At 44.0% G+C, this 13,747-nt stretch carries 4 protein-coding genes, 2 pseudogenes and 1 riboswitch; of the genes and pseudogenes, 1 reads left to right on the top strand and 5 read right to left on the bottom strand.

Annotated features, from left to right (window positions below):
* Window positions 1–102: 102 nt before the first annotated feature.
* A complete protein-coding gene (locus EHS13_RS03645) occupies window positions 103–1,938 on the bottom strand; it encodes an APC family permease (RefSeq protein WP_155699058.1) in 1,836 nt (611 codons plus the stop codon).
* A 94-nt stretch (window positions 1,939–2,032) separates the two neighbouring features.
* A riboswitch (cyclic di-AMP (ydaO/yuaA leader) is annotated at window positions 2,033–2,175 on the bottom strand.
* Between the two features lie 201 nt (window positions 2,176–2,376).
* The gene (locus EHS13_RS03640) at window positions 2,377–3,237 is read right to left on the bottom strand and encodes an aldose epimerase family protein (protein WP_155699057.1); all 861 of its coding nucleotides are present in this window, start codon (window positions 3,235–3,237) and stop codon (window positions 2,377–2,379) included.
* 189 nt (window positions 3,238–3,426) lie between these two features.
* Here EHS13_RS03640 and EHS13_RS03635 point away from each other — a divergent pair, with 189 nt between their 5' ends.
* A complete protein-coding gene (locus EHS13_RS03635; RefSeq protein ID WP_155699056.1) occupies window positions 3,427–3,822 on the top strand; it encodes a hypothetical protein in 396 nt (131 codons plus the stop codon).
* A gap of 184 nt (window positions 3,823–4,006) precedes the next feature.
* Here EHS13_RS03635 and EHS13_RS03630 read toward each other — a convergent pair whose 3' ends face one another.
* The 3 genes and pseudogenes from EHS13_RS03630 to EHS13_RS03625 all read right to left on the bottom strand — a co-directional run.
* Window positions 4,007–7,621: an Npt1/Npt2 family nucleotide transporter gene (locus tag EHS13_RS03630; RefSeq protein WP_155699055.1), complete on the bottom strand. Its 3,615-nt coding sequence runs from the start codon at window positions 7,619–7,621 to the stop codon at window positions 4,007–4,009.
* 430 nt (window positions 7,622–8,051) lie between these two features.
* Window positions 8,052–9,017: pseudogene (locus EHS13_RS37460) on the bottom strand (galactose-binding domain-containing protein); the annotation flags it as partial.
* A 312-nt stretch (window positions 9,018–9,329) separates the two neighbouring features.
* A pseudogene (locus tag EHS13_RS03625) lies at window positions 9,330–13,682 on the bottom strand (galactose-binding domain-containing protein); the annotation flags it as partial.
* Window positions 13,683–13,747: the final 65 nt, after the last annotated feature.

Below are 13,747 nucleotides of genomic sequence, written 5' to 3'. Positions count from 1 at the left end.
TATTATTCTGCTTATAAGCAAGACGCTGCTGGAGTATGGTCTGTGACAATAAAAAAGAGACCTTGCGGCCTCAGGGCGAAAAATTATTGCGGAATTGTGTCTTTAGTCATGCAAGTGAAACGGAACAGTAGCTACCATAATATCACGATCAGCTTGAAGCTTGTTGCGTATACGCGATGCCGATTGGTTATGCAAGAAGCGATGCCACCATCGTTTAACAATGAATTGCGGCAGAAGAATCATAATATTCTGCTTCTCGGCAACATGGGAATCGATTCGTTCAATGAATTCCAATAGCGGTTTAACGAAGGTACGGTAACGTGATTTAAAGACGATCAAGCGGACACCTGGATTCCATTGCTCCCACTTTTCCTCCATGTGCTTCTCATCTTCGTCGGAGAATGCTACATAGAAAGCAATGACATTAGGCGATAAAGACGTCGCATAATTCAATGTAGCGGACACGGCTTTGTGAATCCCCGCAACCGGAACAATGATGATCGATTCCTTAGGCACTAATTTTTCATCACATAAACTGATTCTTAATTCGTTAGCAACGTCCTCGTAATGATGGCTGATTTTAGTAATACCCCAAAGCAATAAAGGAGTAATAATAATAACAAGCCATGCGCCTTCATGGAATTTAGTAATGGAGAAAATTAATAATACGATTAGGGAAACAACAGCACCTAGCCCGTTAATTAAAAGCTTACCCTTCCAGCCTTTCACACGATCTTTGTACCATTTGCGCACAAGACCTGTTTGGCATAGCGTGAATGATAAGAAAACACCGATCGCATATAAAGGAATAAGTGCATTTGTTTTACCTTGGAAAATAACAAGCAGAATACTAGCTAATACCCCTAAAGTGACGATTCCATAGTTAAACGAAAGACGATCCCCTCTAAAAGAGAACATACGCGGAAAATTCTTATCCTGTGCCATAATCGAAGCTAAAATCGGAAAGCCATTAAAGCTCGTATTCGCTGCAAGTGTCAGAATTAAGACTGTTCCGATTTGTGTGGCATAATACATAAACCCACGACCGAAAGCATGCTCAGTGACCAAGGATAGCACGGAAGTATGACCATTGGGATCTGGTCTAATTCCATAAGCTAAAGCCAATAAAGTAACCCCGCCAAAAACGATAGCCAATAAAACACCCATAGATAATAACGTCCGATTGGCATTTTTAGCGGATGGTGTTTTAAAGTGCGGAACAGCATCGGAAATGGCCTCAATTCCTGTAACCGCCGAGCACCCGGAAGAGAAAGCCTTAAGAATAATAAACAAAGTAAGTCCAGAAGGAATAGCCGTCGGAATAATGCCAGTTTCATGGATATTAGGTGCTCCAGATAGCAGATCATATACCCCTTTACCAATCAAAAGCAATATACAGAAAATAAAGAAGTAGGTGGGAATAGCGAAAACGGTTCCTGATTCTGATGTCCCTCTCAAGTTCAACCAAACCATGATCCATACGAGCACAATAGCAATCTCTACCATAAACGGCACCGTACTCGGAAATGCCGAGGTTATGGCTTGAACACTCGCGGAAATGGATACCGCAACGGTTAATGTATAATCAATCAGCAACGAGACGCCTGTAAGTCTTCCCCAAGGCATTCCCAAATTTTCTTTCGTGACCATATAAGCGCCCCCGCCTTGCGGGTATGCTTCAATCACTTGACGATAGCTCGTTACTAATAGGGCAATAAGCAGAATAATGGAAAGCGCAACAGGCACTGAAAAGGCAAAAGCGGCTACTCCAACTAATGCGAGCTCAAGCAAGATTTGTTCGGTTCCGTAAGTAACCGAGGATAGTGCATCCGATGAAAGAATGGGTAGTGCTTTCCATACCGGCATTTTCTCCGATTCCATTTCACTTGATTTCAATGGTCGGCCAAACATAAATTTTTTCAGCGATTCAGATGTCATCCTTCTTGTTCCCCCATGATACTTATTAACTTAATTTACCCCAGAAGGCACAAAAAAACACAAGATTAGACCTTGTGTTTGTTGTTCACAATTCTATCTTTCTCACGATCGCCTACGAGGTTAGCTGACGGATTCGGACGGTGAGAACTGCGCCCTAAAAGGTTATCAAACCTTTATTCACCCCAATAAAAATTGGTTTCCCCGTTTTTCATTATAAAAATTTGGCGAAATCTTAACTATGCAATTGGTTCGAATTGAATGTTACTCTTAAATCACATGCCTGTAAAGCCTGTTATTACCATAAAAGCGCCTTTTTTTATGACTAAAAGCTTAAATAATACGCTTACATTCCTATTAGTCTTTCTGCAGCTTCTTGTAGCGCCATTTATCGAACTATTGCGCTAAAAAGCTGCTAAAATTTGGATTGTTTTTTTACTATTAGTTTACACCTATGGTCATAAATGTAATTAAAGGCTCATTAGGCTTAACATAAACTAACTCTTGTTTGACATTAAATTCATTCGTTAAAGCCATCCAAGGCTCGACACACATAAATGGTTTGCCATCCAAGCTCCAAATAACCACATACTGGAACTCATCCCCATAGGTTAAATGAACTTCATGGCCCGGTTTAGGCTGAAATGAAATCTTCTGCGTAGCAGCTTTTGCAAAGGCGATAGAATCCGGCAGCTTGCTCATTTCTACTTCCCCCGTATAAGGCACCTGCTTGTGCTCGGTTAAGTAGATAAGCTGAGAAGCATCTGATTCCACGGTATTCTCCTTATTGTCGACGAGAAAGTAGGGATGAAAGCCTGCATACATCGGCATATCAGCTATGGAATGATTGCGATACTCTTGCTCAATATGCAGCTTTTGCGCTTGGAGTCTGAATGTGAACACTAGCTCATAGGCAAAAGGGTAGGCTTTTAGCGTCTCTGGTGTACTCGCCTGCTTGATTGTGATCGAAGCATAGTCTGACTGCTGCTCAGTAGCCACTACCTCCCAAGGATTCGTTCTAGCGACTCCATGATTATCCATGATATAGGTTTGCCCATCCCATTCATAAGCTTTGTTAACAAGCTGTCCGCAGATCGGAAATAAGATAGGAATACCTCCACGAATATTAGCCTTCGGATCATCAAAAGTCGGCTTGTCCAGATAAAGCTGTTCCTCGCCATTAACTCCGTAGCTAGTTACAATCCCGCCTCTTTCGGGTGAAATGTGAAACCATGAGTTTGTTGCTATATCCTTTACTTCATAAATCGGAAATGGACCTTCATTTATTGAAATTTCATACATACCTTAGCACCTCATTCTTATTGGATACAACTCCAAGGTAACCGGCTGAGCCGTCCTTGTATTATAAATTACCACTGACCGTCCTCAATGTAAAATAATCATTCTATTAAATAACTTCGAGCATATAGATTCATTTCACTAAAAATGGGTAAATTATCTTTATAACACCTATTGAGAGGAATGATAATAATGAAAGATATGAACCCAGTGAATACGACGAATGCTGATCATAATAAAAAAAAGGATGCTGTTGATCCCGCTTATCTTACAAAGGATCCTGTTCGAGCAGATACGCTAAACAACGTTCACCAAACGGGGGAAGCTGTAGTTGAAGCAGGAGCTTATTTCTGTGAAGCAGGTAAAAAACAAGACTTCGCTAAAGGCGCAACTTTTCCCGTCTGCCCTGTAAACGGTAGCTCTACCGTTTGGCGGCATGCCAATCATCAGCATAAAACAGGTGAAGCTGTTTTGGAAACCAGCCATTACTATTGTACAGATGGACAACATCTGGATTTAAATAAAGGTGATCATTTTCCAGTTTGCCCAAATACAGGGGAAGAAACGGTCTGGATGCACTCCGAATAACCCGTTAAAAGCTGGTTCTGAACATTTGTAACATAAACGTAATCTTGTCTTCATCTAATTCTAATAAAGCAAGCCTATAATAAGACTTACCCCCCTTATTAATATAAATATTTAAGACCCAAAGCAGAATCATTCGGCTTTGGGTCTCTTTCTGTCATTTAAGCTCTTGTTATTTCATAATTTTTTACACTCTATCCTGCATATCCTTCAATCGCTCCGCCAATACACGCATCATGCTTTTCAAGACATTCATTTGCTGGAAGCAGAAACTAAATACCTGGTCTTTGGTCAGCTGCAATAATATCGTTCGTTCTATAGCCGTACAATCCGCTGAACGAGGATCGCCATCGATAATCGCCATCTCTCCAAAACATTGTCCAACACTAAGCTTAGCTAATTTTTCCTCGCCTCTATGCACCTGCACAGTGCCTTCAATAATTCCGTACATCGTGTCGCCTGCTTCGCCAGATTTACAGATGCTTTCACCTGGTTCGTATATGACCTCTTCCACCATATGAGCAAGTCTAATAAAATCCTCCTGAGCAAAATGTGCAAACAGGCTGATTTTCTGTAAAACAAGCATTCTCTGCAGAATAATTCCATTATTGATTTGGGTAATAGCTGCGTTGTTGGTCTCATTAACAGGCGGGGTAATTTTCTCTGGCTCATTTGTTTTCGTTGAACCTACAAGTGCCAGGGCAGAACGAAGTCGACGAGACAATAACCTCATCAATTCCAAGGCGATAGCCGTCTGATCAAAAATCATCTCATATAGAGCTACAGAATCAAGCCGGAACAGATGCATATCTTCTTCTGCTATAACCGTAGCAGTCCGTTTGCTTTGAATTAACATGCCCATTTCGCCAAAGCAATCCCCAGCGACTAATTTCCCTACTTCTATATTATTCCTAAATACCGCCGCATTTCCTTTATGCATGAGATATAAGGAATCCCCATCTTCAAACTCACGGATTACCGCTTCACCCTTCTTAACTGAAACTTCTAATAAATGCTCGGAAATTTTCGATAAATCTTTACCTGACAGCCCGCGAAATAAAGTCACATTCTTCAAGAGCTTGACGCGATCAAGCTGAGTGACTCTCTCCTCTTGATCTTCTTTAGTTGCTGCAACATCGAATAAATTAAGGATCTCCTTATATTGCGGTTTATTCAGAGATTGATAAGCAGCAAATTGAATCACTTGATTCAGCCAAGCGTCCTTCTGTGTAAATAACCAGCTTAAGGATGGCCCTAAACTGCTTAGATCCGTATGGGTTCTTTTTATCGGTGAGGCTAGCATGATTTTAGTCATTTCAGTGCGCAGTCCACCCTGCATAAGCTGGTCAACCACCTCGGCTGAATTGGCTTGCTGCCTGACATCGCCCCCCATCCAATTGGCTTGAATAGCATGAACCGTCTTAGGGTCATAAATGAGCGACAACAGCTGGAAAACCCGGATAAGGATGTGAGCTTTGATTTGTTTTACCGCTTCAAAAACCTCGGCGAATTCATCTTCTTCACCTAAATCTTTGCCATGATCCGTAAATTTCCAATATAGCGATGTCTCTTGCATAATATAGTTTTCTATCCGTCTATTATCTGTTCTACCTAAGCTTGGATGCAAGCGAACCAAAGACTCCAATATTTTCTCACGAAGCTCATCGGATACTTGTTCGTAAGCATGGAGCAGCAAATCAAATGCTCGTTGTGTACCCACCCGCTCGAATACCTTAGGCAAATGCAGAATGGTTTTCTCGCCAATTAAATAAGGCTCCAGCAAAGGCAGAATAATAGCCTCATCATAGGCAGATAGTGCTTCTATGGCTTTTTGACGCGTTCCAGCCTTCTGCATTAAAGGAATAATAAACGGCGCAAGCTCGGGAACACGCAGCACAGCAGCTGATTTCAAAGCATAGACCTGTACATGTGCAGAATTATCTTGAAGCAGCTGGATCAGCGGCTTATAGAAGCTGGCAATACCTATTTTACCAAATAAGGATGCCATTGCTGTTCTTTCTTCCTCACGTCCGCTTTCAATTAAGCTTTTGAGTGTCCCGACTGCTTGGAACATGCCTTCAATCCCATAATATTTAATCAAGCCGGCAATAGCTGCTGCCTTTATCCTCACATCCGCTTCTTCCAAAAATCCGCTAATTCGTTCAACTTGGTCATCTTTGGCATAGGCAGATAAAGCCATAATCGCATTGGATTTCACTTTCACTATCGGGGATTGCAGCAAGGGCTCGAGCTCATGCTCGCCTTCCGGCGGGATCGTTTGCTGTATGTATTTCAGCGTTTCCGTACGTACCTCCACTACAGGATGACGGAGCAGCTCCGCAACATAGGGATTCAAATCAAATTGCTCTAAGCCTCGCAGCATACGAAAAGCATAAATCGCCTGCTGCTTTTCCTCGCTGCGCAGTGCATTAATCAATAGCTGAATACTGGCAGGATCCATTAAGTCCAGTTGCTCCGTATCCAACAAGTCGATTTCTCGTGTTTGCAAGGTAGCAAGCAGCATTTTTAAATAGGCGGCTTTTATCCGGATCGCTGCAAATATGCAGCATGCAATGAGCGCGAGGATCAAATAACTGAATTGGTGAACCGTCAGCAATTTGGTCAGCACAATCAGACTGATTGCAGCTACACCTTTGGCTCCATTACGCACCACTCCATCAAGAAAGCCCTTCGCTCGACCTCGCCATTCAGGCGAAATCGGAAACATAATTAGCTGGCTAACCGACGAATAAATCGTATCCCCTACTACTTTATCGCTACCCTTTACCATAACCGCCATAGCCAAAACCGGCATGAGCAGAACAGCGAAGCTGCCGGCGAATAAAACGATTGGAAACACAAGAATAGCCGTCATTACTCCAAAACGCGTGATCAACCGACCCGAAACAAAAAATTGGATGAACAGAGCAAGCAAGCCCGCAAACCCATAGAAGCTCCCCATAAATCCTGCCAAAGCCTCATTTTGCAACGATTCCCGTAATATTACTTTAAACTGAAAATCAATAAAAGTAAGTGAAATGACCAAGGTTCCTGCCATTAAAGCGACATATTTAAGATGCGGGACATTCTTGAAAAGCCCCTCCTTGCCCTCTGCCCTTGGTCTGGAAGCACTTGCTTGCTTCTTGACCGGTGCCTTAGAAATCGAGAAAAGCTGCTGGCGATCTTTGGTCTTATGTAAATGATAACGGACGAGTATTAAGCAGAGAAATTGCAGTCCTGCATAAATAAAAATCAAGTTTTCTGTACCTAACGGCCCTACTAACAGCTTTAAACCAAACCCGCTGACAATACCGCCGACAATACCGCCGCTGCCGACTAGTCCAATCATCCGTTTCGCCTTGCGTTGATCCATGATAGCTGTGGCGAATTGCCAAAAACAAACGATCATCAAGAAATTAAACACATCATACCCAACATAAATAACGGGAAACACCCATTGAAATCCAAAATCAACTAGTAAACGCGAACCTAAAGTTAGCATAGATACTAGAGTTATGACGCTAAGCACCAGCTGATCCGTCCTTAATCGTGTACACACTTTTTGAAATATAAAACCAGCGAGCAGCAAAGCAGCAGCCTGCGGCAAGTACATTAATGAAAGCTTGGATGAATCAAACCGGCTAAGGAAGAGTGTATCGGCAGCTGTCCGCCCAATCGTAGAAGCGGATACTATACAGAACAAATAACCAAATAATAGGAATATTTTAGTGTATTCTTCGCGATCTGCGCCAAATTTCTGAATGGCATTAGTAAATATATTTGCATTGCCTAGCTTTTTCATTTAATTTTTTTCTCCAATTCTAGTAGGTTGAACCAATGTTAAACTTATTAATAATATAATATTAAGACTATAATACCATATTTATGAAACCGAATATTAAAATAATTCTTCTTGATAGAGCTTTAATACTAAATATAATAATGTGTATAAAAAACAGAAAATGTGGATAAACCCCCACCTTATTCACATTTTTTTGTGCGTAAGTGCACAACCGTCTAAATTGCCAAGTAAATAACTTTTGCAAAATTGGTTTTTTATCCACTTATCCACAAACTTATCAACATTATACCCACAAACAAGATTATTTCTGTGTATAAATCGTATAGGTCTTGAAACACAAAAAAGTTGCCCGTCCGATCTGAGTAGAAAGGATGGGCAACCTATTAAACTATTTTTTTAACGAAATACGGTTGTCTTATTGCCGGACTGATTAGAGGGTACCGCCGTACACCTCGAACTCCCACAAAGAATAGCCATATTGCGTTGTTCGAGCTGTTCCGTTCATCTTTACATATCTTGCATTCACTGAAGGGAACGTAATGTCATTGATTCCCGCTTTGCCTGTCGCTGTAGAATAGACTGTCTTCCAAGAGATACCGTCTGTGGAAACCTCAACCGTGTAGCTTTTTGCAGCGGCGTTTTCCCAGTTCAAAAGCACATGGTTTATCTTGAACTCCGAGCCCAAATCAACCGTTATAAACTGCATATCGCTAAATGCAGACTCCCAACGCGTAACTGACCTTCCGTCTACCGCTTCGCTGCCTCCCTTAAGTGGGTTAGCGGAAGTGATAGTCGCTTTGTTTAATGCAAGGTTCCTTGCAGCGTTATCAGCCACGTTTGTGGTCAAATTCTGTTGAATGACAGCATCCGGATATCCATGCGCCTGCACCGTTATGGTGTAGCTCTTGGTCTCTGGAAATACAACGGCCTCTAGAGCGATAATACCAGATGTCACACAAATCTGTGCGGCGCTGATTGCTGTCCCGTTCACCTTAACTAAGGTGATAGAGTCTCTCCATGCCTCGTTGTCTGTAAAGCCAATATCGATTGGCTGACCGACTGTATTCAGCGTAGAATCCGCTGTTAATAACGGGGCAATACCTTGCGAGCGAAGCCCGCTTCCATATACTTCAAACTCCCAAAGCGAATAGCCGTATTGCGTGGTTCGTACCGTTCCGTTCATCTTAACGTACCTTGCACTCACTGGCGAGAAAATTAGATCATCTATACCAGCTTTGCCTTCCGTTGTAGAATAAACCGTCTTCCAAGACACACCGTCTGTGGAAACCTCAATTGTATAGCTCTTTGCCGCGGCGTTTTCCCATTTCAAAAGCACACGGCTTACCGTGGTTTCCGCGCCCAAATCAACTGTTATAAACTGCGGATCGCTAAATGCGGACTCCCAACGCGAATTTGTCCTTCCGTCTACCGCGTCGCTTCCGGGCCTAAGCGGATTCGCAGAGGTGATTGTCGCTTTATTCAATGCTAGATTTAAGGCAGGGTTAGGTACAGGTGTTGGTGTAGATGTTGGCGTTGATGTTGGCGTTGATGTTGGTACAGGTGTTGGTACAGGTGTTGGCGTTGATGTTGGTACAGGTGTTGGCGTTGATGTTGGTACAGGTGTTGGCGTTGATGTTGGTACAGGTGTTGGTGTAGTTGGCACGCCTGAAGGCTTGCCGTATACTTCAAACTCCAAAAGCGAATAACCGTATGCCGTTGTCCGTGTCGCGCCATTCATCTTGACGTATCTTGCACTCTCAGGTGAGAACGTAATGTCGTTGATGCCTGGTTTTCCTGAAGTTGTCGTATAAACGGTTTTCCAAGCCGTGCCGTCCAAGGATACCTGGACCGTATAGCTCTTGCCGGCGGCATTTTCCCAGTTCAGAAGCACGCGGCTTATTGAGTTCTCCGAACCCAAATCGACTGTAATAAACTGTGGATCGCTGAAGTCGGACTCCCAACGTGTATCCAGTTTGCCGTCCACCGCTTTATTGCCGGCTTGTTTTGGATTCGCGGAAGTAAGCGTCGATTTGTTCAACGCAAGGTTCACTGTTGATTTTGTGATAATATTCTGCTGAACAACAGCATTCGTATAACCGATCGCCTCAATGGTTATGTTGTAGCTGTTGTCCTCAGAGAATACGGAGGCAATTAAAGTGATTTTACCAGGCGTAACGCTATATTGTGCCGCGTTTAATGCCGTTCCATTCACCTTCACAGCATTAATCGCGTTTCTCCAAGCTGCATCATCCGCAAAAGTGATGTCGACCGGCTGGCCAACCATGTTCATCGTCGTATCTGCGGTTAAGTCCGGTGTGTCCAGATTGCCCGAAGGGCTGCCGAATACTTCGAACTCCCAAAGGGAATAGCCGTATGCCGATGTCCGAGTGGTACCGTTCACTTTGACATATCTTGCGTTCTCGGATGGGAACGTAATATCGTTGATTCCTTCGTGTCCACGCGTTGTGGTATAGACAGTTTTCCATGATTGTCCATCCAAGGAAACCTCAACGGTATAGCTCTTGCCTGCGGCGTTTTCCCAGTTCAAACGAACATGGCTGATTTTGTATTCCGATTTCAAATTGACTGTAATAAACTGCGGATCGCTGAATTCGGACTCCCAGCGCGTATCCAGCTTACCGTCTACCGCGAAGGAGCCAGCTTTATTAGGCTTTTCAGAAGTGATGGCTGGTTTATTCAGCGCAAGGTTAACGGTCGAGTTTGTAATTACAATTTGCTGAATGCTAACAGCTGGATAATCTGTTGCCTGAATCACGATGTCATAGTTGTCTTCCTCTGGGAATATAGAAGCGTTCAAAGTGATTTTTCCAGGTTTTACGCTATATTGTGCTGCAGCCAACGTTGTTCCGTTTATTTTCACTGCATGGATCGCGTCTCTCCACTCCAAGTTATCCGCAAAAGTAAGCTCGATCGGCTGACCAATCGTATTTTGCGTAGAATCCACCGTTAATTGTGGCGGGATATTTTTATCCAAATCAGTGACTTTCGTCGGATCGACTTTTACAAGCGATTTGGCACCGACCTTTGCAGAACCTGTTACTCCCGCTGCATTGTGGAAAGTAACCGTAACAGGAGCATTTGTCGGGTTCCAGATCATAGAAGAATAGGTCGTACCTTTCTTATACACGGTGGCACTTGACCATCCGCTTGCCCAAATGTCCTTCGAGCGTTGGCCCATTGTCGCCATGCTGTGCACGAACCAATAAGTGTCGAAAATTTCATTCTTCTGCGTACCTTCAAGCGTCCATTTATTCAGAACCGCTTGTGGATCGCTTAACGACTGAATCGGCCATACGATATGATACCATGTGTCCTCTGGGCCTTTTTTGTCCGCAACCATACCGTTATACAACGCGGCGGCTTTAGCCGGATCGAAGCCATAGCTTGTTAAATATTCTCCGGTTGGCAGCCAGTGGATGCCATACACATGAACAGGATCTCCGCTAAAGAAAGTGCCGAAGTTATACGCGCTTCCGTATACTTGTCCGACCGATTTGTGCTTAAACCCTGGCAGCCAGTTATCGTTGTCATAATTGAACCAGTATTGCTCTACAGCTTTTAGCTCAGTCGTAAATCCATAAATGGAGATATCGCGGTCTGCGGTGTTGCCGGAAAGCAGGCTCCACATGTATTCCCCGACCCAGCCGAACAGCGACTCCCCAGCTGCTTCTTGGTTATTCCCGCTATTATTGTCTCCATATCCGCCAGCCCATGAATGGCCTTCATACGGATCAAAGTTGCGCAGGAACGGATAGAGCGGATCGTTTTTCGACGGGTTGCCATAATCCCGAATAAGGTGCTCGACCATGTCGCCGTAATTGTCCTTGAAATCCTGGTCATAAGTCGCCAGGACGGCGGAAGCAAACGCATAATAGCCATAGGTAAAATGGTGGTCCGTCAGGCCTGTATTGGCACCGAATTCACTTGATTTGTAATACATGGTGCCCCAGGTCGGATCGTAATAGAAGAAATATTCCGGTTCGCCCTTCGTGTAAGTATACCAGTCGGTTAATATAGTTTTCATTCTGCTAAGGAAAAGAGTTTTATAGTTGTTGTCTCCGATTTGATCCGCGATCAATACACCCATTGCCAGCGGATGAAGCACTTTTCCTTGCCAATAAGCATCTCCAGCCATGATATTTTTTGAAGTAGACTCATCCAGGAAGTCCAATTGCTCTAGTAAAGCTTCACGTGAATAAGTTGGATCTCCCGGTTCGGTAAATTGGGGAACGATTCCGTAAAACCTATCTTCTGTGCTAAAAGAATTCCCTTCATGCAGCTTCAAAGTACCGCGAATGGACGGATAAGATAGCGCTGTTAGCGATGAAGTCGTGATTTTCCATTGATGAGGCAGTAGTGCCATCAAGGTTGTTGGTGCCATATCTGCACGCTTTTGATCGATCGTAACATCGAATTTGGTCGTCACTTGAGAGGTTCCCTCATTAAAACCAGGCGTGACTGTCGTATTCGTAACGAAGGCATAGGCATGTTTATAGAAGTAGTTCAAATCGCCGACAGCGGGAATCGTAGCCAGTGACAAGTAATTTTGTCCACTGCCTAGACGGACTTTGATTTTGCCGCCGACTTTCGTAAAGGTAGAGCCTTCAGGCGCGAATACGCCGTAGTGCCGAGTCACCGTTTGCGGTTTCGGAGCTCCGTCCACATTCGTTACTGTGAACCCGATATGGTCGACCGTTATAGATGAACCCTCGGATGCCAGAATCGCATTGTTGTTATCATCGAAAAAGCGAGTAGCAGCAGGGAAATAAAGCTCTGGTGTTGTAGCATCGCTGAATGCTGAGTATAGATAAGGCGAGCCTTTGACAAAAGTTGTTTTCATTTTTTCGGTCTCATTGTCGCTTAATACAACGGTAGCTGACCAATCGCTGTACGCGGAAATTTTGTTCTTAATGCGAGATGCACTGATGTTGCCTGACATTAAGTAAAAATCCGGGTCTCCGCCTGCATACTGCGAATTTCCGCTTGCGTCCACCCAACCTGCGCCGGGATTCAAGATGCTCAAGCCTTGATTGGTATATTTTGATTTAAGCGGAAGTGTGATCAGACTGTCTGACAAATCCTTAATCAAGACGGATTGCCACCAATCGTTAGAGGCAATTGGTGCTGCGATATTGTCCGTTTTGTTGATAGGTGGTCTAGGCTGCGGCATGGTTATATCACTTGTTAAATAGCTTCCCTGTCCGACTGCAACTGTAGAAGCGGTTGGCAGCGTCGGAATGGTATAGGTCGGCTTAGCATCCCCTTGCACGTAATCGTAAACGGAGAAATTGAATAAAGAGTAGCCGAAGCTTGTCGTCCTGCTGATCCCCTTCACTCTCACATAACGCCCGCTGGCATATAGGGGAGTGTCCATTAAACCTTCTCTTCCGTTCATTTCTCTATAAGCTGTTTTCCAGTTGATAGCATCGTCAGATACCTGAAGGTCGTAGATTCTGCCAGCTGCGTTTTCCCAAAAGAGTCTGATACGACCTATGGTATGATCGCTGCCTAAGTCAACATAAATCCACTCATCACTGGTGTCTTTGGAAGACCAGCGCGTGTCCTTATCCCCATCTACAGCATATTCCGGAAGCAAAAGGGGTTTATCTTTACCAGCTATTTGGTAGGTGGAAACGACAACTGATTTATTAAGGGCAACATCCGGACCAAGAACAACTGGCTGGGGATTGCTTCCACCCGTTCCGTATACCTCGAACTCATGAAGCGAGACCCCATAATTTCCAGCGCGTTGCAATGACAGCATACGAACGTAACGTCCTGATCCTGTCAAAGCGATCGTATCCACTCCTCCGTCGCCAGCTGTATTTGTATATATATCTTTCCACTGTGACTCATCGTCGGATACTTGAAGCTTATACGATTTGGAGTAGGCATTCTCCCAACGGATTATTACCTGGTCAATGGTTGCTGCAGCACCTAGATCTACATAAATCCATTGCGGGTCTGCACTAAAGGCACTGCCCCAGCGGGAGTTCAAATCTCCGTCCACCGCTTTATCAGGCGTTAATCCTCCCTCCATCGATGAAGCGTAAGCTGCTCCCTCATAGGATATTAAATGAGAGCTGGCAGCGCTCGCCTTTGTGC

The sequence above is a fragment of the Paenibacillus psychroresistens genome (assembly GCF_009728935.1).
Lineage (GTDB): Bacteria > Bacillota > Bacilli > Paenibacillales > NBRC-103111 > Paenibacillus_AC > Paenibacillus_AC psychroresistens.
The sequence above is the reverse complement of the archived record's forward strand: the minus strand, read 5'-3'. Positions and strand labels throughout refer to the sequence as shown.